The 24,565-nt window shown below is 58.3% G+C and carries 23 protein-coding genes; 6 read left to right on the top strand and 17 right to left on the bottom strand.

Annotation, left to right across the window (positions count from 1 at the left end; genetic code table 11):
* Window positions 1-39 precede the first annotated feature (39 nt).
* The 3 genes from treC to nrdG all read left to right on the top strand — a co-directional run bounded on the left by treC (window position 40) and on the right by nrdG (window position 4,800).
* Window positions 40-1,683: an alpha,alpha-phosphotrehalase gene (treC, locus tag SK53_RS15300; protein ID WP_048209739.1), complete on the top strand. Its 1,644-nt coding sequence runs from the start codon at window positions 40-42 to the stop codon at window positions 1,681-1,683.
* Window positions 1,684-2,056: 373 nt separating this feature from the next.
* On the top strand, window positions 2,057-4,195 hold the full coding sequence (gene nrdD / locus SK53_RS15295) for an anaerobic ribonucleoside-triphosphate reductase (RefSeq protein ID WP_048209738.1): 2,139 nt from the start codon (window positions 2,057-2,059) through the stop codon (window positions 4,193-4,195).
* A gap of 140 nt (window positions 4,196-4,335) precedes the next feature.
* Complete coding sequence (gene nrdG, locus SK53_RS15290) at window positions 4,336-4,800, top strand: anaerobic ribonucleoside-triphosphate reductase-activating protein (protein WP_003856093.1); 465 nt, start codon at window positions 4,336-4,338, stop codon at window positions 4,798-4,800.
* Window positions 4,801-4,832: 32 nt separating this feature from the next.
* Here the strand turns inward: nrdG and SK53_RS15285 are convergent, their stop codons facing one another.
* The 10 genes from SK53_RS15285 to SK53_RS15240 form a co-directional block, all read right to left on the bottom strand.
* Window positions 4,833-6,743, bottom strand: coding sequence for a BglG family transcription antiterminator (locus SK53_RS15285; RefSeq protein ID WP_048209737.1), 1,911 nt, complete (start codon window positions 6,741-6,743; stop codon window positions 4,833-4,835).
* Between the two features lie 19 nt (window positions 6,744-6,762).
* On the bottom strand, window positions 6,763-7,899 hold the full coding sequence (locus SK53_RS15280) for a lactonase family protein (protein WP_023324063.1): 1,137 nt from the start codon (window positions 7,897-7,899) through the stop codon (window positions 6,763-6,765).
* A gap of 119 nt (window positions 7,900-8,018) precedes the next feature.
* Window positions 8,019-8,759 carry a 2-dehydro-3-deoxy-phosphogluconate aldolase gene (locus SK53_RS15275; RefSeq protein ID WP_023315284.1) on the bottom strand — a complete coding sequence of 247 codons (741 nt, stop codon included), beginning with the start codon at window positions 8,757-8,759 and terminating at the stop codon, window positions 8,019-8,021.
* Window positions 8,756-9,874 carry a DgaE family pyridoxal phosphate-dependent ammonia lyase gene (locus SK53_RS15270; protein WP_032608372.1) on the bottom strand — a complete coding sequence of 373 codons (1,119 nt, stop codon included), beginning with the start codon at window positions 9,872-9,874 and terminating at the stop codon, window positions 8,756-8,758. The genes SK53_RS15275 and SK53_RS15270 overlap by 4 nt, the downstream gene beginning before the upstream one ends.
* Window positions 9,858-10,991, bottom strand: a complete 1,134-nt coding sequence (locus SK53_RS15265) for an amidohydrolase/deacetylase family metallohydrolase (protein WP_048209736.1) — start codon at window positions 10,989-10,991, stop codon at window positions 9,858-9,860. The genes SK53_RS15270 and SK53_RS15265 overlap by 17 nt, the downstream gene beginning before the upstream one ends.
* A gap of 42 nt (window positions 10,992-11,033) precedes the next feature.
* Window positions 11,034-11,675 (bottom strand): DUF4310 family protein, encoded by a 642-nt coding sequence (locus tag SK53_RS15260; protein ID WP_003856081.1) that lies wholly within the window; start codon window positions 11,673-11,675, stop codon window positions 11,034-11,036.
* A 13-nt stretch (window positions 11,676-11,688) separates the two neighbouring features.
* On the bottom strand, window positions 11,689-12,465 hold the full coding sequence (locus SK53_RS15255) for a DUF4311 domain-containing protein (RefSeq protein WP_006810337.1): 777 nt from the start codon (window positions 12,463-12,465) through the stop codon (window positions 11,689-11,691).
* A 22-nt stretch (window positions 12,466-12,487) separates the two neighbouring features.
* The gene (locus SK53_RS15250; protein WP_006810338.1) at window positions 12,488-12,787 is read right to left on the bottom strand and encodes a DUF4312 family protein; all 300 of its coding nucleotides are present in this window, start codon (window positions 12,785-12,787) and stop codon (window positions 12,488-12,490) included.
* Between the two features lie 2 nt (window positions 12,788-12,789).
* The gene (locus SK53_RS15245; protein ID WP_006810339.1) at window positions 12,790-13,152 is read right to left on the bottom strand and encodes an SFCGS family glycine-rich protein; all 363 of its coding nucleotides are present in this window, start codon (window positions 13,150-13,152) and stop codon (window positions 12,790-12,792) included.
* 10 nt (window positions 13,153-13,162) lie between these two features.
* The gene (locus SK53_RS15240) at window positions 13,163-13,501 is read right to left on the bottom strand and encodes a PRD domain-containing protein (RefSeq protein ID WP_026080657.1); all 339 of its coding nucleotides are present in this window, start codon (window positions 13,499-13,501) and stop codon (window positions 13,163-13,165) included.
* Between the two features lie 416 nt (window positions 13,502-13,917).
* Here SK53_RS15240 and SK53_RS22860 point away from each other — a divergent pair, with 416 nt between their 5' ends.
* Entirely contained in the window at window positions 13,918-14,073 is a 156-nt protein-coding gene (locus tag SK53_RS22860) for a Hok/Gef family protein (protein WP_017383916.1), read from the top strand.
* Between the two features lie 70 nt (window positions 14,074-14,143).
* On the opposite strand, the gene cybC is transcribed toward SK53_RS22860, so the two are convergent.
* Both cybC and pmbA read right to left on the bottom strand, forming a co-directional pair.
* Window positions 14,144-14,530 (bottom strand): cytochrome b562, encoded by a 387-nt coding sequence (gene cybC / locus SK53_RS15230; protein WP_022650280.1) that lies wholly within the window; start codon window positions 14,528-14,530, stop codon window positions 14,144-14,146.
* Between the two features lie 42 nt (window positions 14,531-14,572).
* Window positions 14,573-15,925 (bottom strand): metalloprotease PmbA, encoded by a 1,353-nt coding sequence (pmbA, locus tag SK53_RS15225; RefSeq protein ID WP_015572506.1) that lies wholly within the window; start codon window positions 15,923-15,925, stop codon window positions 14,573-14,575.
* 95 nt (window positions 15,926-16,020) lie between these two features.
* Between pmbA and yjgA the strand changes: the two genes are divergently transcribed.
* On the top strand, window positions 16,021-16,572 hold the full coding sequence (yjgA, locus tag SK53_RS15220) for a ribosome biogenesis factor YjgA (RefSeq protein WP_003856072.1): 552 nt from the start codon (window positions 16,021-16,023) through the stop codon (window positions 16,570-16,572).
* A gap of 86 nt (window positions 16,573-16,658) precedes the next feature.
* Here yjgA and mpl read toward each other — a convergent pair whose 3' ends face one another.
* Entirely contained in the window at window positions 16,659-18,032 is a 1,374-nt protein-coding gene (gene mpl / locus SK53_RS15215) for a UDP-N-acetylmuramate:L-alanyl-gamma-D-glutamyl-meso-diaminopimelate ligase (RefSeq protein WP_023315280.1), read from the bottom strand.
* Window positions 18,033-18,211: 179 nt separating this feature from the next.
* On the opposite strand from mpl, the gene fbp reads away from it, so the two are divergent.
* Window positions 18,212-19,210: a class 1 fructose-bisphosphatase gene (gene fbp, locus SK53_RS15210; RefSeq protein WP_003856070.1), complete on the top strand. Its 999-nt coding sequence runs from the start codon at window positions 18,212-18,214 to the stop codon at window positions 19,208-19,210.
* A 40-nt stretch (window positions 19,211-19,250) separates the two neighbouring features.
* Here fbp and SK53_RS15205 read toward each other — a convergent pair whose 3' ends face one another.
* The 4 genes from SK53_RS15205 to ytfR all read right to left on the bottom strand — a co-directional run bounded on the left by SK53_RS15205 (window position 19,251) and on the right by ytfR (window position 24,439).
* Window positions 19,251-20,819: a methyl-accepting chemotaxis protein gene (locus tag SK53_RS15205; RefSeq protein WP_048209735.1), complete on the bottom strand. Its 1,569-nt coding sequence runs from the start codon at window positions 20,817-20,819 to the stop codon at window positions 19,251-19,253.
* Window positions 20,820-20,912: 93 nt separating this feature from the next.
* Complete coding sequence (gene yjfF, locus SK53_RS15200; protein ID WP_023302976.1) at window positions 20,913-21,914, bottom strand: galactofuranose ABC transporter, permease protein YjfF; 1,002 nt, start codon at window positions 21,912-21,914, stop codon at window positions 20,913-20,915.
* Window positions 21,901-22,926, bottom strand: a complete 1,026-nt coding sequence (ytfT, locus tag SK53_RS15195; protein ID WP_160859048.1) for a galactofuranose ABC transporter, ATP-binding protein YtfT — start codon at window positions 22,924-22,926, stop codon at window positions 21,901-21,903. Before ytfT ends, yjfF begins: the two co-directional genes overlap by 14 nt.
* Before the next feature lie 10 nt (window positions 22,927-22,936).
* Window positions 22,937-24,439: a galactofuranose ABC transporter, ATP-binding protein YtfR gene (gene ytfR / locus SK53_RS15190; protein ID WP_048209734.1), complete on the bottom strand. Its 1,503-nt coding sequence runs from the start codon at window positions 24,437-24,439 to the stop codon at window positions 22,937-22,939.
* Window positions 24,440-24,565: the final 126 nt, after the last annotated feature.

The raw sequence follows: 24,565 nt of genomic DNA, 5'->3' as shown, positions 1-24,565 counted from the left end.
GGGCGCAGTTGCGCCCCTTCGCATTTGCAGGAACGCACTATGAATACCCTTCCTCACTGGTGGCAGAACGGCGTCATCTATCAGATTTACCCAAAGAGTTTCCAGGATACCACCGGCAGCGGCACGGGCGATCTACGCGGCGTAACGCAGCGCCTGGACTACCTGAAAACCCTCGGCATTGACGCTATCTGGCTGACGCCGTTTTATATCTCGCCGCAGGTGGATAACGGTTACGACGTGGCGAACTACACTGCCATTGACCCGACCTACGGCACGCTGGACGACTTTGACGAACTGGTTGCCCGGGCGCATGAACGCGGCATCCGCATCGTGCTGGATATGGTCTTTAACCACACGTCCACGCAGCACGCCTGGTTCCGCGAGTCGCTGGATAAAGCGAGTCCGTACCGCCAATTCTATATCTGGCGGGACGGTACGCCGGATACGCTTCCCAACAACTGGCGCTCCAAATTTGGCGGCAACGCCTGGCGCTGGCACGCCGAAAGCGAACAGTATTATCTGCACCTGTTCGCACCGGAGCAGGCGGATCTCAACTGGGAAAACCCGGCGGTGCGCGCCGAGCTGAAAAAAGTGTGCGAGTTCTGGGCCGATCGCGGCGTGGACGGCTTGCGTCTGGACGTCATCAACCTGGTTTCAAAAGATCAGGATTTCCCGGACGATACCCTCGGCGACGGTCGCCGCTTCTACACTGACGGGCCGCGCATCCACGAATATCTTCAGGAGATGAGCCGGGACGTCTTTACCCCGCGTAACCTGATGACGGTGGGCGAGATGTCCTCCACCTCGCTGGAGAACTGCCAGCAGTACGCGTCTCTTGATGGCCGCGAGCTGTCGATGACCTTTAACTTCCACCACCTCAAGGTGGACTACCCCGGCGGCGAAAAATGGACGAAGGCAAAGCCGGACTTCGTGGCGCTGAAAACCCTTTTCCGCCACTGGCAGCAGGGGATGCACAATAAAGCCTGGAACGCGCTGTTCTGGTGTAACCATGACCAGCCGCGCATCGTGTCGCGCTTTGGTGACGAAGGGGAACACCGCGTGGCGGCGGCGAAAATGCTCGGCATGGTGCTGCACGGGATGCAGGGCACGCCGTATATCTACCAGGGTGAAGAGCTGGGTATGACCAACCCGCATTTCAGCCGTATCACCGACTACCGCGACGTGGAAAGTCTGAACATGTTCGCCGAACAGCGGGCTAACGGACGCGATACCGATGAACTACTGGCGATTCTGGCGAGTAAGTCACGCGATAATGGCCGCACGCCGATGCAGTGGGACGCCTCGCATAATGCGGGCTTTACCGAGGCCGAGCCGTGGATTGGCGTTTGCGACAACTACGAAACCGTGAATGTCCGCGCGGCGCTGGACGACCCCGATTCGGTGTTCTACACCTACCAGTCGCTGATTCGCCTGCGCAAAACCCTGCCGGTACTGACGTGGGGGGATTATGAGGATCTCCTGCCTGACCACCCTTCCCTGTGGTGCTATCGCCGCCAGTGGCAGGGGCAAACGCTGATGGTGGTGGCGAACCTGAGCCATTTGCCTCAGGAATGGCAAGCGGACGCTCTCAGCGGCGAGTCGCAGGTGGTGATAAGCAACTACCCCGCCCCTCACACCTCAATGCTTCGTCCGTTTGAAGCCGTGTGGTGGCTAAAGCAGTAATTCCTCCGCCGGGCACGATGCCGTGTCCGGCTTACTTTGCTGTTTTTGTTGAATAATTAATCAGATTTTTCCTTCGCGTCTTTACAATTGCCCCAGCGCCCGCCGTTTGTACTCTCGTCTTTTTACTTTGTCCTGCATCAAAAAAACCGCAAACATGTTTGATGCAAATCACTATATGTAGCACTTAAAATGCACGCCGACCCAACATCTTGTATTTATCGTCTACTATTCCAACAACAAGACGGCGCTTACGCTGGCCGGAATTGTGGATAACACGGGCTGGGCACGCGGGAAGTCTTTGCCGCGGCGAGGAATACGCCCGGTGAATACTTCTCCACCTCTGTGGATAACCTGTTTTTAAAATGGAGTGATCATGACACCGCATGTGATGAAACGTGATGGCTGTAAAGTGCCGTTTAAATCAGAGCGCATCAAAGAAGCCATTCTGCGTGCAGCTAAAGCAGCGGGAGTCGATGACGCAGATTACTGCGCCACCGTCGCAGAAGTCGTTAGCAGCCAGATGCATGAACGCAGCCAGGTGGATATCAACGAGATCCAGACCGCGGTTGAAAACCAGCTGATGTCTGGTCCGTACAAGCAGCTGGCGCGCGCCTACATTGAGTATCGTCACGACCGTGACGTCCAGCGTGAGAAACGGGGTCGCCTTAACCAGGAGATCCGCGGCCTGGTAGAGCAAACCAACTCGTCGCTGCTCAATGAAAATGCCAATAAAGACAGCAAAGTGATCCCGACCCAGCGCGACCTGCTGGCCGGTATCGTCGCCAAGCACTATGCCCGTCAGCATCTGCTGCCGCGCGATGTAGTCTCGGCGCACGAGCGCGGTGAGATCCACTATCACGATCTCGACTACTCGCCGTTCTTCCCGATGTTTAACTGCATGCTGATCGACCTGAAAGGCATGCTGACCCACGGTTTTAAAATGGGTAACGCCGAGATTGAGCCGCCGAAATCCATCTCCACCGCGACGGCGGTCACGGCGCAGATCATCGCCCAGGTGGCGAGCCACATCTATGGCGGCACCACTATTAACCGCATTGATGAAGTGCTGGCCCCGTTCGTGACCGAGAGCTTCAACAAACACCGTAAAACGGCGGAAGAGTGGCAGATCCCGAATGCTGACGGTTACGCCCGTTCCCGCACCGAGAAAGAGTGCTACGACGCCTTCCAGTCGCTGGAATATGAGGTAAACACGCTGCACACCGCCAACGGCCAGACGCCGTTTGTGACCTTCGGGTTTGGCCTCGGCACCAGCTGGGAATCACGCCTGATCCAGCAGTCTATTCTGCGCAACCGTATCTCCGGCCTCGGTAAAAACCGTAAAACGGCGGTGTTCCCGAAACTGGTGTTCGCCATTCGCGACGGCCTGAACCACAAGTTTGGCGATCCGAACTACGACATCAAACAGCTGGCGCTGGAGTGCGCGAGCAAGCGTATGTACCCGGATATCCTCAACTACGACCAGGTGGTAAAAGTCACGGGTTCGTTTAAAACGCCAATGGGCTGCCGCAGCTTCCTCGGCGTGTACGAAGATGAGAACGGCGAGCAGATCCACGACGGGCGCAACAACCTGGGCGTCATCAGCCTGAACCTGCCGCGCATCGCGCTGGAAGCCAAAGGGAATGAAGCGGCCTTCTGGACGCTGCTGGATGAACGTTTACAGCTGGCACGTAAGGCGCTGATGACCCGCATCGCCCGTCTTGAAGGGGTGAAAGCCCGCGTCGCGCCAATTCTCTATATGGAAGGGGCCTGCGGCGTGCGCCTGAAAGCGGACGATGATGTGTCGGAGATCTTCAAAAACGGTCGCGCGTCGATCTCTCTTGGCTATATCGGCATTCACGAAACGATTAACGCGCTGTTTGGCGACAAGCATATCTATGACAACGACGCCCTGCGTGAGAAGGGTATTGCGATTGTGCAGCGCCTGCGCGATGCGGTAGACCAGTGGAAAGAGGAAACTGGTTACGGTTTCAGCCTGTACAGCACGCCGAGTGAAAACCTCTGCAATCGCTTCTGCCGTCTGGACACCGCCGAATTCGGCATCGTGGAAGGCGTGACCGACAAAGGTTACTACACCAACAGCTTCCACCTCGATGTGGAGAAGAAGGTGAACCCGTACGACAAGATCGACTTCGAAGCGGCTTATCCGCCCATCGCGAACGGCGGTTTTATCTGCTATGGCGAGTACCCGAACATTCAGCACAACCTGAAGGCGCTGGAAGACGTGTGGGATTACAGCTATCAGCACGTGCCGTACTACGGAACCAACACGCCAATTGACGAGTGCTACGAGTGCGGCTTTACCGGTGAGTTCGAGTGCACCAGCAAAGGCTTCACCTGTCCGAAATGCGGTAACCACGATGCAGCCCGCGTCTCCGTGACCCGCCGCGTGTGCGGCTACCTCGGCAGCCCGGATGCCCGTCCGTTTAACGCCGGTAAGCAGGAAGAGGTGAAGCGCAGGGTGAAACATCTGGGGAATGGGCAGATCGGGTAAGTTCTGCGCAGGGTGTCCCCCCCACCCTACCCCTCTCCCTCAAGGGAGAGGGAACCGATCGAGCACATTGTTATTCCGGCCACCGGTTTTCTCCCTCTCCCTGTGGGAGAGGGCCGGGGTGAGGGCATCAGGTTAACGCTATGAATTATCACCAGTACTACCCCGTCGACATCGTCAACGGCCCCGGCACCCGCTGTACCCTGTTTGTATCAGGCTGCGTTCACGAGTGCCCCGGCTGCTACAACAAAAGCACCTGGCGCCTGAACTCGGGTATGCCGTTTACCGCTGAGATGGAAGACCGCATCATCAACGACCTGAACGACACGCGCATCAAACGCCAGGGGATCTCGCTCTCCGGCGGCGACCCGCTCCATCCGCAAAACGTGCCGGAGATCCTGAAGCTGGTAAAACGCATCCACCACGAGTGCGCGGGAAAAGACATCTGGGTCTGGACGGGCTATAAGCTGGATGAACTGAATGCGCAGCAGATGGAAGTGGTGGATCTAATTAACGTCCTGGTCGACGGCAAGTTCATGCAGGATCTAAAAGATCCTATGCTTATCTGGCGCGGCAGCAGCAACCAGGTTGTGCATCATCTGCGTTGAATGAAGGCGGATATCCTCTGTCCGCCTGAACGTCAAAACCGACTCAAACTCTCCATCGCCACAGCCTTAAACGCCGCAAAATTCTCGCACTGGCACAGGCGCGCCATCGCGCGTTCACGCAGGAAAGTGACAAAGATGTCGTAAATCGCCATTGCCTCTTCGTACTCGCTTTTGCTGATGGCGAGCAGGAAGATGACATGGGCGGTTTCATCTCCCCACTGAATGCCCTGCGGCGCCAGCACGGTGTAGACCACCGTTTTTTGCGCCAGCAGGCCGAGGGAGTGCGGCAGCGCAATGCCGTCGCCGAGCATGGTGCTGACGATGGCTTCACGCTCGATAACCGAATCCAGAAACTCCGCACCGACAAAGCCCTCTGCTTCAAGCTGTTCACACAGCTCGCGGAACAGCGTTTGCTGGTCGACAGGCTTGTCGATAATGCGGAAATGGGCCGCGTCGAAGTATTTTTCCAGCATCCACGGCCGGGTGCGGTCCACCAGCACCAGCTTGCCGATCTGCTCTAACTGATAATCGGTCGGGAACGGGGCGATCATCACCACCGGTTTGGATTTTTCGCTCACGCGGGCGGTGGAGATCACAAAGTCTTCGCCAATGGCATCGGCAAGCTCGTACTCGCGAAGGGTGAGCGTGCGCGTCACCTCAATCTGCGGGTATTTACGCTGAAGTACCGCCTCGATCATGCGCACCATCGCGTTACCTGCGTCGCATACCAGCAGCACCCGCGGCTGGCGCTGGTAGCCGATGTTGTAGTGGCGCTCCAGCCCGACGCCGATATGCAGCACCAGAAAACCAATTTCGTTTTCGCTGATCACATACGGGGTGTATTTGCCCCAGCTCGACACTGCCGCGAGGGTCATATCCCACGCCATCGGGTAGTGCTGCTTGATGTTATCCAGCAACGGATTGGGGATCATGATTTGATACCGCACGCGGGTAATCATGGTTTTGATGTGCGTGAGCAGATCTGCATGCAGTTGCTCGTCGCTCAACAGGTTGTAGTTATAGTGGGTGTTGATGTAGCGCAGAATGTAGTTGACCAGGGCTTCGTCGTCGTCAGCATTAATGGCGCTCGGGGCGATCTCCTGGATCTGCCGCGCCGCAATGTGCACGCACAGCCAGCTCTCTTCTGACGGCGACAGCGCTTTGCCCGCCAGTTCCTGGATAGCTACCGCGATATCTTTCGCCGCCTCATGCACGTTCTCTTCCACGTCTTCCGCGTGGAATTCCGGCAGCGGATACCCTTCGCTGATGCGCCGCACCGACACCGCGCAGTACAGGCGCAGGAACAGCTCGCCTTCGTCGGTCAGGCGAATGTGATGGCGCGTCAGCGCATCGTGCAGCACCGGCACCATCTTTTCCGCCACGCCCGTGTTCAGCGCCACGTCGGTCACCAGCGGGTTCAGGCTGTCCTGCTGCGCCAGCTCCCACAGGAGGTCGGTCAGGCAGGCGCGTATCGCCATCTCGCTGCCAAACAGCTTCATGCCGTGGCGAGGGCGGGTTTCCAGCGTCAGGTTGTAACGGTGAAACCACTCGCGCACTTCCACCATGTCGCTCTGCAACGTGGCCCGGCTGACGAACCACTCATCGGCCAGATCCTCCAGCTTGATGGAAAAGGCTGACGTCAGAAAACGCACCACCAGATAGTGCACGCGCTCAGGTCCGGTTCGCGGAATACGCAGCGCGCGCGGGTGGGACGCCTGCAATTGCTGATAGCGCGCCACATCATTAATTTTGAGCTGATAGCCGTTGCCCCGGCTCAAAATGAACTGCGCGCCGTGGCTAGCCAGCAGCGCGTTCAGGGCGGTGATATCCGCCCGGACGGTTCGCGTGGAAACCGACAGCCGCTGCGCCAGCTCGTCCTGCGGCAGCGTCTCGTTTTGCAACAGATCGAAAAGTTGCGCTAAACGTTGGTTCGGAAATCGCACGTCGTTGTCCTCTTACGGCTTAAGGTGAAATGACCATCTGGGATGGGCTGCCGACCGGGGTATAGTCTGGCTCGGCGCTCAGCTTGCCGTCCGGTGCCACGCGGAAACGGGTAATGTTGTCGCTGCGCTGGTTCATGACGTACAGCCAGCGACCCTGCTTATCGAGCGTCAGGGTGCGCGGATAGTCGCCGCGCGTCCAGACATCATCCTGATGCGTCAGCGTACCCTCTGCCGTTACGGTAAAGTGCCCGATGCTGTTATGCAAACGGTTAGCGACATACAGCTGTTTCCCGTCGGCACTTAGCGCCAGCCCGGCAGCAAAACTGGTGCCTTTATAACCGTCCGGCAGGGCTGAAACCGTTTTACCCTCTTTCAGCCTGCCATTACTGTCCAGCGCATAATGGGTGAGCGTAGACGCCTCTTCGTTAATCAGCCACAGGGCATCACCTTTCGGCGTAAAGACGAAGTGGCGCGGCCCGGCCCCTTTTGAGGAGGCGCTGATAAACGGCGGATCGTTCGGAGTCAGCTTCCCGGTTTGATCGTCAAAACGGTACTGATAGATGCGATCCAGCCCCAGATCGGTGGAAAAAACGTATTTCCCGCTCGGATCGGCGGCGATCATGTGCGCATGCGGGCCGTTATGATCGCTGATGGCGAAACTGCCCTCGACGGCAGCTTCCGGCTTCGCCGCGCCCGGTTCGCCTTTGTCCTGATGGGTGTCCGTAGCATCGCTCAGGCTGCCGTCTGCGTTAACGGGCAGCACCGCGACAGTTCCGCTGATGTAGTTTGCCACCAGCAGATGTTTACCGTTCGGCGTCAGGGAAAGATATACCGGCCCCGCGCCGCCGGAGGCCACCTGATTCAGCTCGCTCAGCGTGCCGTTATCGCCGATGCGCAGCGCCTGCACCACGCCCTGCTCCACTTCGCTTGCCAGATAGAGCGTTTTGCCGTCGTGTGAGACGGTTAACTGCGCGGCGTTCGGCAGCTTGCTCACCAGCGTTTTATCGTTCAGCGCACCGGTTTGCGGGTCGACGGTAAAGCGGTACAGCCCTTCGCCGTTGGGGTTGTAGGTGCCCACCCAGGCGTACTGGTTTTGAGCGATAGCAGAGGTAGCAAGTAAAGAGAGTGAAGCAACAAGCAGGGTACGGGTGTGCATGGTGGCTCCTTCGGGTGTGTGCGGTTTGTTTCCCCTCACCCTAACCCTCTCCCCAAAGGGGAGAGGGGACGATTACACCCTCTCCCCTTTGGGGAGAGGGCTGGGGTGAGGGGCAGGTTTTACTTCACCAGCTTCTTCGTCATCGCCAGCAGCGTGCGCACATCTTCTGGGCGCGTATCACCGCTGGCTTTATCGATAATCGAGCTGTAGATATGCGGGATGATTTTGCTCACGCCCGCGTCGAGGGCGATCTGCAAGATCGCCTCGAAGTTCTCCAGATCGATTCCCCCGGTCGGCTCCAGCCAGAAGTCGTGACGGGCGCAGGCTTCCGCCACCGCCTGGTATTCGTCACGGCATTTCAGGCCGCCCATCGGAAAGTACTTGATGGAGCTCCCGCCGAAATCTTTCAGCAGGGCGATGGCGGTTTCAACCGGGACAATGCCGTCCGGCGCGTTGCTGCTCAGCGGGCCGGTGGAGATTTTCACCATCCCGACGGTACCGGTCGGAGAGACCAGACCGTTGACCACGGAGTCATTTTGCCCCAGCAGCGCGCGGCTGGTGGCCACGCCGGTAAAGACCTGGTTAACGTGCTGCGGCTGCACCTGGCGGGAGATTTCACTCACCATCGCCGACTGGTTCGGATCGCCCGCGCCCAGGCCAACGGAGAGCGCGTTATCAATCAGCTTCGCGTATTCACGCATATCCGCGACCGCGCTCGCCACGTCCGGGTAATTTTTGGAGAGCACGCCCACCAGCACGTGGCCTTCCGCCGCCTCATAGATGGCGCTGGCGTTGGCCTTTGAGCCTGCCAGCACGTTCAGACAGACGCGGTCACGGTAAAAGTTGGGGGTCAGTTTCATGCGTTTTTCTCCTGTCCTAATACTTCACTAATGCGGCGGTACACAATATTCAGCTGGTCAGCGTTTACGCTGCGCACGTCCGCCTCAATAATCCCTTCGTTGGCCTTGTAGCCACGGAAATAGATGGCGTATTCGCCCTGCTTGAGCGCATTCACCAGGTCACCCGTGCCGACGCCGGTGGTGGCTTCGTCGAACTTAATTTCGGTGCGGGCGATGTCGCGTCCGGCGCTGTCCCAGACCACGCGCGCGGTCACACCGTTAAGGGTGTTGAGCGCCTCGATAAACGGCGTCATTTTCGCCACCATCTCGGCGCCGCTCTCCTTGGTGGCCGTCAGGTAGTGTTCGATGGCGCAGGTCAGGCCAAGAATGCCCTCTTTGCCCACCTTCATCGCGCGGCCAATGCCCGCCGTCTGGCGCTTCACCCACTCAACGTACTGGGTTTTGCCAATCACCAGGCCGCTGGTTGGGCCTTCGATCGCCTTCGCGCCGCTGTAGATCACCAGATCGGCGCCGGATCGGTAATAGGTATGCAGATCTTCTTCCGCCGCGGCATCAACGATCAGCGGCAAGTCGTGTTTACGCGCGACAACCGCCGCCTGCTCGACGCTGAGCATGCTTTTCTGCACGCAGTGGTGCGATTTAATGTAGAGGATAGCCGCCGTGCGCGGGGTGATCGCCGCCGCCAGCTGATCGGCGGAACATTCGTTGGCGTAGCCCGCTTCCACCAGCTTGCCGCCGCCAAGCGCCACCATGGTGCCCACCGGCGCGCCAAAATTCACGTTGTGGCCTTTCGGCAGGACGATCTCGTTATTTTCAATCGGTGTGACGTGCAGGTTTTCCAGCAGCCAGTCGCTGTCTTTCACCAGCACAGCCGCCACGGACTGGGCAATGCCCGCCGACGCGCAGGAGACCACCGTCGCCCCTTCCACCTCCAGCAGCTTCGCGATGTATTCCCCGGTTTTATTGACCAGATCCTTCATCTCGAAATAGTGATTCATGCCGTCCATCGCCGCCTGCACCACTTCCGGGCGCGGCGTGGAGACGCCCAGCGCCGTCATGCGGCCAGAGGTGTTGATAACCTGCTTTAAGTTGTACTTCTCATAAATCGAAGGCATGTTCCGTGCTCCCTTGTTCGGTCATGTAGCCCTTGCCCGCGCGGATCGCGGCAAGCGGCACCAGAATGTGTTCAGCCTGTAGGCTGTCGTTTTCGGCATCCGTCAGCACCGTCGGCTGGCGCTTGAGGGTAAACAGCGTCAGATCGGCGTCGAGGCCAGGCTGAATGCGGCCTTTGCGCGTCAGGCGCAGGCCGTCGGCGGCGTTGGCGGTGACGCAGTCAATCACCTGCGGCAATGACATGCCGATGGCGAGGAATTTCGACATCACGCTTGCCAGCGAGCCGACCGGACCGTTGATGCGGTTGCGGCAGTAAATATCCGAGCTGATGGTGTGCGGCAGAATGCCCATCGCAATAGCGCGCTTCGCCACTTCAAAGCTGAAGCTCGCCGTACCGTGGCCAACGTCCAGACGCACGCCGCGCTTCAGGGCGGAGGTAATGGAGGCACGCAGCTCGCCGGAGGGCGTCAGGATGCGGTTTGGCTTGCCGTTGTAGCAGTGGGTAATGATGTCGCCGGAGCTCAGCAGCTCGGCGATTTCGTCGAGGTTCGGCGGGTTGTTGCCAATGTGCACCATCAGCGGCAGGTCGCCGTTCTCTTTCTGGATCGCTTTCGCGCGCGCCAGCGGGGTGATGCCGTTTTCACCGACCACGCTGCTGCTCATGCGCGCCTTCAGGCCGACGATAAAATCAGGATAGCGTTTCACCGCCTCTTTCACCGCGTCGGCGTCAATATTGGCCATATTGGCCAGCTCGTTCTGGGCGATCAGCCCCACGCGGGAGATGTTCAGCAGGGCAAACACCTCGGTGGAGGCTTTGCGGGTGATGGCGTAGAAATCGTCCACGTCGTCGGCCCCGGTGCTGCCCGCGTCCACCACGGTGGTGACGCCGGTGGCAATGCCCACGCTGTCCGGCTCGTCGTGGTAAATCGGGGAGTTCGGGTAGCAGTGGACGTGGGAGTCAATCCAGCCCGCGCTGACGAACACATCACCGTTAAGCTCAACCGTTTTGCGGGCGGGAGCGTTAATGTCGCCTGTCGCGGCGATCTTCCCGTCCTGAATGGCGATATCGGTCAGGGTATCGTCGGCGAGGCGCGCACGGCGCAGGAGTAGATCAAACATGGGGTTCTCCTGATAAGGCGGGCACCGAAGCGCCCGCGGGTATTAAAGGGCGACCGGGAACAGCCAGCCCAAAATCATTGCGCCGAGGATGGCGCCACCGGTTATCGGCTTCTGCCAGATGTAGAACAGCAACGCGCCTACCAGGGAACCGACGCCGATTGGAATGGAAGCGGTCATGGCGCTGAGGATAATCAACGGCCCGAGGAAGCGGCCGGAGGCGTTACCCGCGCCCATCATCACGTCTGCGCCGTAGGTGGAGTTGCTCTGGTTGATGGTGAACTTACGCGCAAGGATGATGACGTAGCCAATCGCCAGACCAATCACCAGGCCGGTAATCAGCGAGGCAATGAAGTTGGTCACCGGGAACATGATCCCCGCGCCCAGCAGCAGCGCCGGTACGCCGAGGCCCACGCCGGTCTGGATCGCCCCACCGATGTCGAGAATACCCACCAGCGACCCTTCAATAATGCGGGCGAACAGGAAGCTCGCGCCAAATGCCGCCACTGCGCCGTAAACGCCGGTATCAATGCCCGCTTTCAGCATCGCCACGAAGGCCACTTCGTTAAACGCGCCGATGCCGTAGAGGTAGTACATGTGCGTCCCGGCAAACACGCCGGAGGAGAGCAGGCCAACGAAGATCGGGAACGACCAGTCGGCATACCAAAAACCTTTATTCTGTTCCATTTAGAGGCTCCTGTTATTTACCGCTGAGCGAGTTGTGGATCATGTCGAGCCAGTTCGGCACGGTCAGATGGAAGGATTCGATCATCTTCATGTCGAAGCCGCGGAAGAAGCCGCTCAGCACGAAGAGCAGAACGATCGCCGCCATCATCACTTTGGTGACGTGGTTCCAGCCGCTCTCCTCCACGCCTTTACCGATCAGAATACCCAGTACCAGACCCGGTACGGCGTTACCCATGATCAGCTGTGCCGCGCCGCCAAAGATGGTGGCCCAGAAGCCCGATTTTTTACCCGCGTCGATGGCCGCCAGCCAGAAGATCACCGGCATCACGGTGTTGACCAGCAGGTTAGCCGCCGGTACCAGCACCTTCACGGCGGTGACCTGAAGCGCTGCGGGCACGGAGGAGGCGGTCAGGTTAAGGAAGGTCACGACAATCATGCCGATGATGCCGCAGGCAATCGCCATTTTGCGCGGGTCATGCAGCGTTTCACCGACGTTACGGTTTTTGATCATCAGCGCGGCAGCACCCCAGTTCGGGATGATGCGGTGGTCAACGTCCTGTGTGAAGGCACCTGCGGCCACGGAAGAGGCCCAGGCGTTAAAGAAGAAACCTAACCCAAAGGAGAAGTGGGACGCCGGATCCCCTTCGCAGGAGTTCAGTTCCCCCAACGTACGAAACGCGCCCATACCCTGAGTGGTAGGCGCATGAAACATGCGTGCAGCCCCGGCCCCGACACCGACGCCTACCAGGCCGCCGATGATGAGCGATTTTATTAATATAATTAAGAACATCAGTCTGCCCTTTTATGAATAATCAGCGTTGCGTGACGAAATCCACCTGGTCGAGATTGATGGCTGTCACGTTGACGGTCACATCCAGCTCCACGCTGTAGGTGCGTCTTTCCCGGCGCAGAAAGAAGAACAGAAACGCTTCTTTTCGCACCGCTTCTTGCGCCTGAACGACCTGCACATCCTGTGGCTCAATACGCAGTAAGATATGCGGTGAGGCTTTCATCACCGCGGCCTGAACGTGGTTGAGCGCGTCGGCAAAGGCGCGCGCTTTGGCGTCGCCCTTCCCCTTCACTCTCACCGTGGTTGTGAACTGTTCTTTCATGCTTACGCGCCGTATTTCTTCTGCCACGCCTGTACCAGACGCTCGCCCAGCTCTTCTTTATCCATAAAGCCAAAGCCCAGCACGTTGCAGCCTTCGTTGATGGCGGTCACACCCTCATCCACGGAGCGCATCCCGTATTTGGCCTTGTATCCATATTTGGTCTGAGCGGTGATGGCGCCCGCGCCGCCGCTGCCGCAAAAGGAGATGCCGAAGGTGGCGTTTTCCGCTTTCATCACGTCACCGAGCTTCATATCCGCTGCCATGCCCGGTACGACAACCGCGCGTCCGCCGGCTTTTTCCACACCCGCAGCCACTTTCTGACCTTTACCCAGGCGATCGCCAATCACGACTGTAATCTGTTCCATGTGTTGCTCCTTAAAGGTTGTCTTTCGCGACTTCGAAGTGAACGGAGAGCAGCCAGGCCTCTTCATCAGGAAGGTTGCCGAACTGCGCTACCACTTCACGGGCAAGTTGCATTGAATCTGGTGAAATTTCGTCGAACAGCTCTGCTTCAACCTCCGGCAGCGGCTCGCCGGTCACGGACCGGTGCGCCATTGCGCGAACGTGGGAGGTCAGCATCTGCTCCTGTACCGCGTTGGGGATGATGTTGTGCCGGGCCAGCAGGGCGTAGACCTGCTGAAGCATGGTGTTCGCGAGCTGTTCTGTTTGCACCGCCTGTTCCCCAACGTCGTTCATTACCGCTCCGTTAATCACTCGTCTTACCCCGTTAATGGCTCTGGAATAAAACTAACGTCGAGGGGGAATTGTTTGTAGCGAGTTGTTTTCCACTTCGAAGTGGAAAGGCGAGCAGCGGCAGTGATCTGTGCCACATAAATGCGGTGAATCTGTATAAATCGCTGGATTTACGTGATGAATATCACGCTATTACGCGGTATTAGACTGATAAGCGGAGTGGAAAAGATTACGAGCAGGCTCGTAGAAATGTGACGTGGATAAGGTTTTCTTATGGAGATTCGCTAGAGTGGCGGCGGGTGCTTGAGACTGACCGTCTCAGGCATGGGACGGAAAGTGGAAAGCCCCGCCTGATAAAAAATCAGGGCGGGGGCTCGAAACGACACGTCACACCGTGGAGTTCGCTACCTCGCCCGCTTTAAAGCAAGGAGGCATCCATGAAACGCAGAAACCCAAGTATCGGGGTTTTGATGATTATTTCTTTGACAATAATCATCTTAACGCTGGTGACGAGGAAAACACTGTGCGAGATCCGTTTTCGTAATGGCTCGCTTGAAGTGACAGCGCGGATGGATTGTCGCTCCGGCAAGTAGGGAGCAACGATGCGGGGGCGCATCATGCGCCTCCGCATACGGAGAGAGGACGTACAGCTCAGGCACCCAATTAACGATACTTTTTGTGATACGCGTTGCGGGTCGCCGCAAACTGGTCGGCTGCCGCCTGGGCTTCCTTCACTTTGCCTTCGTTCGCCAGCTTCAGCGCGCCGTCAATCTGGCCGACCAGCACGTCAAAGCCGTGGCGGTAGTCTTTCATCTCGGCGCTGTCTGCCGCTTTGCTTTCCAGCTTCGGCGGCGTCGCTTTTTGCGCATCCAGCGCAGCTTCACGCATCTTCGTCAGTGCGTCTTTCATTTCCGCCGCATTGTCGGTTTTCTGCACCACCTTCAGATTTTGACTGAGGATGTCCATGTTGTCTTCGAGATCGGCAGCAAACGCAGATGAGCCAAGAACCAGCGTTGAAGCCGCGACGATCGCTAACAGGTGTTTACGCATTGCTCACTTCCTTTTTTATTATTAATCACGCTTTTACGGGGATTATTGCCCGGCGATTTTCATCTCCGGCAGTAATACAGAACCACACTGAATATTGCTGCGTGTTTCAATATCGTTACCGACCGTAACAATATTGCGCCACATGTCCTTGAGGTTGCCGGCGATGGTGATTTCGCTCACCGGATACTGAATTTCACCGTTTTCGACCCAGAAGCCCGCTGCACCGCGAGAGTAATCGCCGGTGATACCGCTCACGCCCTGCCCCATCAGCTCGGTGACCACCAGGCCGGTGCCCATCTCTTTCAGCATCTGTTCAAAATTCAGGCCCTGTCCGGCAATGCGCCAGTTGTGGATGCCACCCGCGTGCCCGGTGCTTTTCAGCCCCAACTTACGCGCAGAGTAGTTGGTCAGCAGCCACTGGGTCAGAATGCCGTCTTTCACGATATCCCGGCGTTCCGTGCGTACGCCTTCGCTGTCGAAAGGCGTGGAGGCCAGCCCTTTCAGCAGGTGTGGGTGCTCTTCGATGGTCAGCCATTCCGGCAGGATCTGCTTGCCCAGCGAGTCGAGCAGGAAGGTCGATTTACGGTACACCGAACCGCCCGCGATAGCGCCTACCAGATGGCCAAACAGACCGGTCGCCACTTCGTTGGCAAAAATCACCGGGGCTTTCATGGTGGAGAGCTTGCGCGGCGACAGGCGTGACAGCGTGCGTTCGGCGCACGCTTTTCCCACCCACTCCGGAGACTGCAAATCCCCCAGCGCGCGGCCAATGGTATACGCATAATCACGCTCCATATCGCCGTTTTCTTCGGCGATGACACAGCTGGAAAGCGAGTGGCGGGTTGAGCAGTACCCCTGCAACATGCCATGGGAGTTACCAAACACTTTAATGCCGTAGTGGCTGTTAAAGCTGCCGCCTTCGGTATTGGTGATGCGTTTGTCAGCCTGCAAAGAGGCCTGCTCGGCACGCGCGGCCAGCTCAATGGCTTCGTCCGGCGTCACTTCCGCCGGATGGAACAGATCGAGATCCGGCGCGTCAAACGCCAGCAGCTCTTTATCGGCCACACCAGCGTAAGGGTCCGGGGAGGTGTACCGCGCGATATCCAGCGCCGCCTGCACCGTACGGGCGATGGCATCCGGGCTGAGATCGGTAGACGACGCGCTGCCTTTGCGATTCTGGTGATACACGGTGATCCCCAGCGCGCCATCGCTGTTAAATTCTACATTCTCCACTTCGCCATAGCGGGTGCTCACGCTAATGCCAGTGGTTTTGCTGACCGCCACTTCGGCGCCATCTGATTTACCTGAAGCGAGCGTCAGCGCGGTGGAGACGGCTTCTTCCAGGATCTTACGCTGCGCTTCAACTTGTGAGGTTACTTTCATCGCAAATGCCATACTGTAAGAGAGAGTTAAGTGAAGTCTAACAGAGAACCGTTTTTCAGTGCGCGTCTTAACTGGTAACATTAGCCTCTTTTTTTAAGGAGCCTGACATGACTAAGCAGCCCGAAGACTGGCTCGACGACGTTCCCGGTGATGACATCGAAGACGAAGATGATGAGATCATCTGGGTCAGTAAAAGTGAAATTAAACGTGACGCCGAAGAGTTAAAACAGCTTGGCGCAGAAATGGTAGAACTGGGTAAAAACGCGCTGGATAAGATCCCGCTCGACCAGGATCTGCGTGATGCCATTGAACTGGCACAGAAAATCAAGAAAGAAGGGCGTCGCCGCCAGCTTCAGCTTATCGGGAAACTGCTGCGTCAGCGCGATGTTGAGCCGATCCGTCAGGCGCTGGATAAACTGAAGAACCGCCACAACCAGCAGGTTGCGCTGTTCCATAAGCTGGAGCAGATCCGCGACCGTTTGATCGAGCAAGGTGATGACGCGGTACCTGAAGTGCTGAACCTGTGGCCGAATGCCGACCGCCAGCAGCTGCGTTCTTTGATCCGTAACGCGAAGAAAGAGAAAGAAGGGAATAAGCCGCCGAAGTCAGCGCGTCTGATTTTCCAGTATCTGCGCGAGCTGTCTGAGAACGAAGAGTAAACCCCTCACCCCAGCCCTCTCTCCAAAGGGGAGAGGGAGAAGAGATAATGTAGGCCCGGTAAGCGATAGCGCCACCGGGTCTTTTTTTACTCTGCGGCCGCGGCTTTCTTCGCCAGACCGTCCAGCAGCTTCTGATGGATCCCGCCAAACCCGCCGTTGCTCATCACCAGAATGTGATCGCCAGGCTGTGCGGCTTTCACCACCATATCCGCTAAGACATCCACGTCCGCACTCCAGTGCGCTGGCTGAATGCAGGCGTCGGCCACTTCGGCCACCTGCCACGGAATATGCTGCGGTTGCAGCAGGAAGACCTCGTCGGCACGCCCTAAGGACGGCGCGAGGTCGTCTTTGCAGATGCCCATTTTCATGGTGTTCGAACGCGGTTCCAGCACGGCCAGAATGCGCGCGGTGCCGCCAACTTTGCCACGCAATGCGGCAAGCGTCGCCAGAATGGCCGTTGGGTGGTGCGCGAAATCGTCATACACCGTCACACCGTGGGCTTCGCCACGCAGCTCCAGACGGCGACGGGCGTTGATAAACGTGCCCAGCGCATTGGCAGCATCCGCAGGCAGTACGCCAACGTGACGCGCCGCGGCGATCGCCATCAGGCCGTTGTGCATGTTGTGCTCGCCCACCAGGCCCCACTTCACCTCGCCCACTTTCTCACCGTCGAGCAGCACTTCCCATTCGGAGGCATCCGCGTTGAGCTTTTTCGCCTGCCAGTGCCCCTGCTCGCCAACCAGCTCCTGCTCGCTCCAGCACCCCATCGCCAGGGTCTGCTTCAGGTTGATGTCGTTCTCCGGCAGGATAATGCGGCCCTGACCCGGAACAATGCGCACCAGATGGTGGAACTGTTTCTGAATCGCTTTCAGGTCGTCAAAGATATCCGCGTGATCGAACTCAAGGTTGTTGAGGATCAGCGTGCGTGGGCAGTAATGCACGAATTTAGATCGCTTGTCGAAGAACGCGCAGTCGTATTCATCCGCTTCAATCACAAAGAACGGGCTGTCGCCCAGACGTGCGGAGACGTCGAAATTGCCCGGCACGCCGCCGATCACAAAGCCCGGCTTGTAGCCGCAGGCTTCGAGGATCCAGGTCGCCATACCGGCGGTGGTGGTTTTGCCATGCGTCCCGGCAACGGCGACAACCCAGCGGTCGCGCAGGACAAAATCATGCAGCCACTGCGGGCCAGACATGTACGGGATATTGCGCTCCAGCACCGCTTCAACGCATGGATTCCCACGGGTCATGGCGTTACCCACGATCACCAGATCCGGCTGCGGCTCCAGCTGGCTGGCGTCGTATCCCTGAATCAGAGAAATTCCCTGCTTCTCGAGCAGCGTGCTCATCGGCGGATACACATTGGCGTCCGAACCTGTCACTTCATGGCCCAGCGAGCGCGCCAGCATTGCCAGTCCGCCCATGAAAGTGCCACAAATCCCCAATATATGAATGCGCATACGTCACTATCCTTCTTCAATGTGGCGCACATTTTACTCACATGTCAGCGGCTGTGAAACGCATTTCAGGTAAATCCGTATTTTGCTGGCGCGATTCACCTCTGCGCTAATATTTGAATGTTTGTTAAGATTGTTGGACATCAACCGCTTTACTCAACATAAGATGCAGGGAAAGTGTTATGAAAACGTTAGGTGAATTTATTGTCGAAAAGCAGCACGAGTTCTCTCATGCTACGGGTGAGCTCACTGCTTTGCTGTCGGCAATAAAGCTGGGCGCTAAGATCATCCACCGCGATATCAACAAGGCCGGTCTGGTCGATATCCTGGGTGCCAGCGGTGCCGAGAACGTTCAGGGTGAGGTTCAGCAGAAACTCGACCTGTTCGCCAATGAAAAACTGAAAGCAGCACTGCGCGCGCGCGACATCGTTGCGGGTATCGCCTCTGAAGAAGAAGATGAGATCGTCGTATTCGAAGGGTGTGAACACGCGAAATACGTTGTTCTGATGGATCCGCTGGACGGCTCCTCCAACATCGACGTTAACGTTTCTGTCGGTACCATTTTCTCCATCTACCGTCGCGTCACGCCGGTTGGCACGCCGGTGACGGAAGAAGACTTCCTGCAACCGGGCAGTAAACAGGTTGCTGCCGGTTATGTGGTGTATGGCTCGTCCACCATGCTGGTGTACACCACCGGTTGCGGCGTACACGCCTTTACCTACGATCCGTCCCTGGGCGTATTCTGCCTGTGCCAGGAGCGTATGCGCTTCCCGGAGAAGGGCAACACCTACTCCATCAACGAAGGCAACTACATCAAATTCCCGAACGGCGTGAAGAAGTACATCAAATTCTGCCAGGAAGAGGATAAAGCCACCCAGCGCCCGTACACCTCACGCTATATCGGCTCGCTGGTGGCGGATTTCCACCGTAACCTGCTGAAGGGCGGTATTTACCTCTACCCAAGCACCGCCAGCCACCCGGACGGAAAACTGCGTCTGCTGTACGAGTGCAACCCAATGGCGTTCCTGGCCGAACAGGCAGGCGGCAAGGCGAGCGACGGTAAAGAGCGTATTCTGGATATCGTGCCAGAAAGCCTGCACCAGCGCCGTTCCTTCTTCGTCGGCAACCGCCATATGGTGGATGACGTTGAACGCATGATCCGCGAATTCCCGGACGCGTAACGCACGAAAAGGGGAGCCCGTCAGGCTCCCCTTTTTTTCGTCATGCCGTTTGCGTCGTCAATTTGAAGGAGGCCATCGCTTCCATCAGCTCGCGAGACTGCTCCTCCAGGGAACGTGTTGCCGCAGATGATTGCTGGACCAGCGCCGCATTTTGCTGCGCCGTTTCATCCATCTGATTGACAGCGATATTCACCTGCTCAATACCGCGGCTTTGCTCCTGAGAGGCCGTCGCAATTTCACGCATCAGTTTGGTCATACGCAGTACTTCGGTGGCGATCTCGTCCATCGTCTCACCGGCCTGCTGCGCCAGCTCGCTGCCCTCGTTCACGTGGGTTTGCGAATCGCTGATAAGCGAGCGGATCTCTTTCGCCGCATCAGCACTGCGGCTGGCGAGATTACGCACCTCACCCGCCACGACCGCAAAACCTCGCCCCTGCTCACCCGCACGCGCCGCTTCAACGGAGGCGTTCAGCGCCAGAATATTGGTCTGGAAGGCAATGCCGTCGATGACGCTCAGGATATCGGCGATGCGTGCCGAGCTGCCGGAGATGTCGCGCATCTTCTCAATGACATAGCAGACCATTTCGCTGCCGTGATCGGCGGTATCGGAGACCGACTTCGCCAGCTGGTGCGCCTGCTCGGCGTTATCGGCGTTAAGTTTCACCGTGGCGGTGATCTCTTCCATGCTGGCGGCCGTCTGCTCCAGCGAGGTGGCGGTGGATTCCGTGCGCTGAGCCAGGTTCATATTCCCGGCCGTCAGCTCGCGGCTGCCGGTATCAATCTGCGAGCTGGCGTCACGCACCCGCAGAACGGAGTCCATCAGCGACTGGCGCATCCCTTCGATCGCCGCGTTAAGGCGATTAAATTCCTGGCTCGCCGGCGCGTTCAGGGTATGGGTTAAATCCCCGGCCGCCACATGTTCCAGCTGGGCAATCGAGGCTGAAAGCGGCTTGAGCAGCATATGGCGCAGAACCAGCCAGGCCAGCACGATAATGCCAGCCGTCAGCAGCGCCGCGACGATAATCAGGATCAGCACGCGGGTTTTACTCGCCTGCACGGCGCTCACCTCCGCTTTGCCGCGCGCCTCGCTCCATGCCTGGAACGCCTGCATATCGTTATCAAACTGCTTCGCCACCGGGACCAGCTTGTTTTCCAGCAGATCGTAATAGCTGTCCGCGCTTTGCTCGTTCAGGGCTTTCAGCATCGGGCTGATACCCTGCTGGTTGTACACCGCCAGGCTCGCGGCGACGTTATCCAGCAGCTTTTGCCCCTGCTCATCCGCCACGCCGCTGCCGATCACGTCCTTCAGCGTTTTCTGTGCCAGCGCCACTTCCTGGTTAATGGTTTTGACCGCCCTGGCCGCATCGTCCAGCAGGCCGACCTCCATCATGCGAACGGCCTGCCCCGCTTCGTTACGCGCGCGCAGGATCAGCGTATAGCCGGCATTCAGTTGCACCATCTGTTCACCCTGAAGATGATTGATGCGCTGGAGAGAAGAGGAACTTTGTGTAAGGGCATAAATGCCGATGCCGCTGACAATCAGCAGCAGAAGGGTCATAACGGCCAGTAAAGAGAGCAAGCCGGTACGAATCGATAGCGTTTTAAGCATGATGTTATTTCCGGTAGCGAGATATTTCTGGGCATAAAAAAAGAGTATCGGCCGCTACCGGAAAATGTTTAGAGTTTAAGCAATTTCAGCATGTTATCGCCCTGTTACAGAGGTATTCACCCGGGTAACAGGCGAGCTCTGGCGGTTCTCCCACAGCACCGTCAGGCCGCGCTGGAGCGCGATGAAAATAAACAACAGAATGCCGATGGCAATTTTGGTCCACCAGGAGCTGAGCGTGCCGTCGAAGTTGATATAGGTCTGAATCAACCCCTGGATCGCCACGCCAAACAGCGTGCCGAGCACCGTCCCCACCCCGCCGCTGAGCAGCGTACCGCCAATCACCACCGAGGCAATGGCGTCCAGCTCAACGCCCACCCCCGCCAGGGCATAGCCTGCCTGGGTATAAACCGAGAATACAATCCCCGCGAGCGTGGCCAGCCCGGTCGAAAGCATGTAGATGCGGATAGTCGTGCTGCGCGTGGAAATTCCCATCAGGTTCGCGGACGTGGCGCTGCCGCCAATGGCATAAACCTGGTTACCAAACCGGGTACGGTGGGCGAGGAAGATCCCGATCACCACCACGCCCAGCATCAGCAGCCCCATTGCGCTCAGGCGCCCCCCGCCGGGGATTTTCCACGCCAGGCTGGAGAGCGTGTCGTAGATCGGGTGGTTAATGGGAATTGACTCCTCCGACACCAGATAGCTCACGCCGCGCAGGAAGAACATCCCGGCGAGGGTGATAATAAAGGCCGGGATTTTCAGCGCATCGATCAAAAGCCCCATAAAGGCGCCGAACGCGCAGCCCATAACCAGCACCAGCGGAAAAGCCAGCAGCGGCGAAATGCCCCAAAAGCCAATCGCCTTGGCAAGGAACACGCCGGTAAAGGCGATCACCGACCCAACGGAGAGATCGATCCCGCCGGAGAGGATCACAAACGTCATGCCGACGGCGATAATGCCTAAAAAGGCATTGTCGGTCAGGATGTTGCAAATCACCCGCGTGGAGGCGAAGCCCGGGAACTGGGTCAGGCAGTAAAGGTATCCCAGCACGAACACGCCCAGCGTGATCATTAACGGCAAATTACGTTTTATCATGACCGCGGAACCTCTTAATGAGAGTGATAAAGCGCGGCGACTGCACGATAAGCACGATAAGCACCACGACCGCTTTGACGACCTGATTCAGCTCCGGCTGGAACCCGGAGAGCAAAATACCGGTATTCATACCCTGAATAATCAACGCCCCCACCACTGAGAGCAGCAGATTAAAACGTCCGCCCATCAGCGATCCACCGCCGATAACCACCGCAAGGATTGCATCCAGCTCGAGCCAGAGTCCGGCGTTATTGGCATCCGCTCCGCGAATATCGGCGGCCACGATCACCCCGGCAATCGCAGCACAGACGCCACTCAGCACGTAAGTCAGCATCACCATCAGCCGCGTATTTACCCCGGCGTTTTTCGCGGCCCGAATGTTAATCCCCACCGCTTCGATGAACATCCCGAGCGCCGTTTTGCGGGTGAAAAGCCAGAACACCACCAGCGTCACCAACGCGACGATCACCGGCGTCGGGAAGAACAGAAAATTACCGCTGCCGATCCACGCAAGATTCGGGGAGTTAAAGGTGACGATTTGACCGGAGGTGATAAGCTGCGCCACACCGCGCCCGGCCACCATCAAAATCAACGTCGCGACAAACGGCTGGATCTTGAGCACCGCGACCAGAATGCCGTTCCACAGCCCGGCTAGCACGCCGGAGCCCAGCGCGGCCAGCAGAACCACCGGCAGGCTGTGCCCGGCGACGGTCATCGAGGCGGCGGTGGCGCCCGCAATCGCCATTACCGCACCGACGGAGAGGTCGATCCCGCCGGTGGCAATGACCAGCGTCATACCAATCGCCAGCAGCGCCACGGGCGCGGCACGGTTTAAGATGTCGATCGGGCTACCAAACAGGCGGCCATCCTGCACGACGATCTGAAAGAAATGCGGAGCTACCAGGCTATCCACCAGCAGCACCAGCAGCAGCGCCACGATTTGCGGCGTGCCGGTCGGCCAGCTGAAGCGGCGCTTCGCTTCGCCAGTTTGCGAAAGAGAACGGGACATCACATTTGACTCCTTACGCCGCGATGGCATTCATGATCGCCGGAACCGACAGTTTATCCAGCGGGATCTCTGCCACCTGCATGCGATCGCGCATGATGATGACGCGATCGGCATAGCCGACCAGCTCCTCCAGCTCAGACGAGATCACCAGCAGCGCCAGACCGTCGGCGCAGAGCGTTTCGATAAGCCTGATGATTTCGGCGTGCGCGCCCACGTCGATACCGCGCGTGGGCTCGTCGAGGATCAGGAATTGCGGCTTGGTGAGCAGCCAGCGCGAGAGGAGAACCTTCTGCTGGTTACCGCCCGAGAGGAACTCGATGGGCTGTTCCGCGCTCGGGGTACGTATACCGAGCTGGCGGATGAAGCGCTCGGCAATCGCGTTCTGCTCGCGCTTAGGGATCGGACGCAGCCAGCCGCGCTGGGCCTGTAGCGCCAGAATGATGTTTTCCCGCACCGAGGCGGCGGCAATAATACCGTCCGTTTTCCTGTCCTCCGGGCAGAAGCCCACGCCGAGGCACGACGCCTGATGCGGTGAACGTAGCGTTTGTAGTTTGCCTTTGATCAGCGCCGTTCCGCTGTCGGCAGGTTTGATCCCGAAGATCACTTCGGCGGTTTCGGTGCGCCCGGAGCCTAACAGACCCGCCAGCCCCACAATTTCACCGGGGCGTACCTCGAGGTTAAACGGCGCGATGGTCCCTTTTCTGCCGTAATCGTGAAACGCGGCGATCGGTTTTTCGCTCAGCAGCGTACGGCCCGCGCGCTGAAGCGCGTTGGTCTCCAGCTCGCGGCCCAGCATCATTTTGACCAGCTCTATCTGCGGCAGCTCGCGCGTTTCCCGGCAGCCGACAAAGCTGCCGTTGCGCAGCACCGTTATACGGTCGCTCACCTCGTAAACCTGATCGAGGAAATGCGTCACGAAAATCAGGCTGACGCCCTGATTACGCAGCTGGCGCATCAGGGTAAAAAGCATCTCCACTTCCTGGGTATCGAGGCTGGCGGTGGGTTCATCGAGGATCAGCACTTTCGCCGAGAGATCGATAGCGCGACAGATCGCCACGATCTGCTGCATCGCCACGGAGAAACGGTTCAGCGGTTCGCGCACGTCGAGAGAGAAGCCATACGATTCCATCAGCTTCGCGGCGCGCGCTTCCATCTCTTTGCGGCGCAGCAGGCCAAAACGTCTGGGCTCGCGGCCAATAAACAGGTTGTCCGCTACCGACATGTTTGGCAGCAGGTTCACTTCCTGGTAGACCGTGCCGATCCCCAGTTGCTGGGCATGTGCGGTGTTTTTGGGCGAAATGGCGTTACCTTCCAGCCAGATAGCGCCGCGATCGGCGTGATAGACCCCGGTCAGGGTTTTAATCAGCGTCGACTTCCCCGCCCCGTTTTCGCCGAGCAACGCCATGATCTCCCCCCGCCGCAGGCTGAAATCAACGTTATCCAGCGCCTTAACGCCAGGGAAAAATTTACTCAGGCCCTCTGTGCGAAGGATTTCCTGGTGTTGTTCGGTGGTCATGGTTTCCCCCTCACCCTGACCCTCTCCCCGGAGGGGAGAGGGGACTATGTCGTGCCCATCTTTAATTTTCTGCCCAACCCGCCCTTTTCCCTCTCCCCTCCGGGAAGAGGGCTAGGGTGAGGGGGC

The sequence above is a fragment of the Enterobacter sp. MGH119 genome, from assembly GCF_001037675.1.
Taxonomy (GTDB): domain Bacteria; phylum Pseudomonadota; class Gammaproteobacteria; order Enterobacterales; family Enterobacteriaceae; genus Enterobacter; species Enterobacter hormaechei_C.
This window is presented reverse-complemented; position numbering and strand designations above follow the sequence as displayed.

Excerpts from the sequence above, each read along its gene's own strand:
- treC (WP_048209739.1), top strand. The coding sequence starts at position 40 with ATGAATACCCTTCCTCACTGGTGGCAGAACGGCGTCATCTATCAGATT.
- nrdD (WP_048209738.1), top strand. The coding sequence starts at position 2,057 with ATGACACCGCATGTGATGAAACGTGATGGCTGTAAAGTGCCGTTTAAA.
- nrdG (WP_003856093.1), top strand. The coding sequence starts at position 4,336 with ATGAATTATCACCAGTACTACCCCGTCGACATCGTCAACGGCCCCGGC.
- SK53_RS15280 (WP_023324063.1), bottom strand. The coding sequence starts at position 7,899 with ATGCACACCCGTACCCTGCTTGTTGCTTCACTCTCTTTACTTGCTACC.
- SK53_RS15275 (WP_023315284.1), bottom strand. The coding sequence starts at position 8,759 with ATGAAACTGACCCCCAACTTTTACCGTGACCGCGTCTGTCTGAACGTG.
- SK53_RS15270 (WP_032608372.1), bottom strand. The coding sequence starts at position 9,874 with ATGCCTTCGATTTATGAGAAGTACAACTTAAAGCAGGTTATCAACACC.
- SK53_RS15265 (WP_048209736.1), bottom strand. The coding sequence starts at position 10,991 with ATGTTTGATCTACTCCTGCGCCGTGCGCGCCTCGCCGACGATACCCTG.
- SK53_RS15260 (WP_003856081.1), bottom strand. The coding sequence starts at position 11,675 with ATGGAACAGAATAAAGGTTTTTGGTATGCCGACTGGTCGTTCCCGATC.
- SK53_RS15255 (WP_006810337.1), bottom strand. The coding sequence starts at position 12,465 with ATGTTCTTAATTATATTAATAAAATCGCTCATCATCGGCGGCCTGGTA.
- SK53_RS15250 (WP_006810338.1), bottom strand. The coding sequence starts at position 12,787 with ATGAAAGAACAGTTCACAACCACGGTGAGAGTGAAGGGGAAGGGCGAC.
- SK53_RS15245 (WP_006810339.1), bottom strand. The coding sequence starts at position 13,152 with ATGGAACAGATTACAGTCGTGATTGGCGATCGCCTGGGTAAAGGTCAG.
- SK53_RS22860 (WP_017383916.1), top strand. The coding sequence starts at position 13,918 with ATGAAACGCAGAAACCCAAGTATCGGGGTTTTGATGATTATTTCTTTG.
- cybC (WP_022650280.1), bottom strand. The coding sequence starts at position 14,530 with ATGCGTAAACACCTGTTAGCGATCGTCGCGGCTTCAACGCTGGTTCTT.
- pmbA (WP_015572506.1), bottom strand. The coding sequence starts at position 15,925 with ATGGCATTTGCGATGAAAGTAACCTCACAAGTTGAAGCGCAGCGTAAG.
- yjgA (WP_003856072.1), top strand. The coding sequence starts at position 16,021 with ATGACTAAGCAGCCCGAAGACTGGCTCGACGACGTTCCCGGTGATGAC.
- mpl (WP_023315280.1), bottom strand. The coding sequence starts at position 18,032 with ATGCGCATTCATATATTGGGGATTTGTGGCACTTTCATGGGCGGACTG.
- fbp (WP_003856070.1), top strand. The coding sequence starts at position 18,212 with ATGAAAACGTTAGGTGAATTTATTGTCGAAAAGCAGCACGAGTTCTCT.
- SK53_RS15205 (WP_048209735.1), bottom strand. The coding sequence starts at position 20,819 with ATGCTTAAAACGCTATCGATTCGTACCGGCTTGCTCTCTTTACTGGCC.
- yjfF (WP_023302976.1), bottom strand. The coding sequence starts at position 21,914 with ATGATAAAACGTAATTTGCCGTTAATGATCACGCTGGGCGTGTTCGTG.
- ytfR (WP_048209734.1), bottom strand. The coding sequence starts at position 24,439 with ATGACCACCGAACAACACCAGGAAATCCTTCGCACAGAGGGCCTGAGT.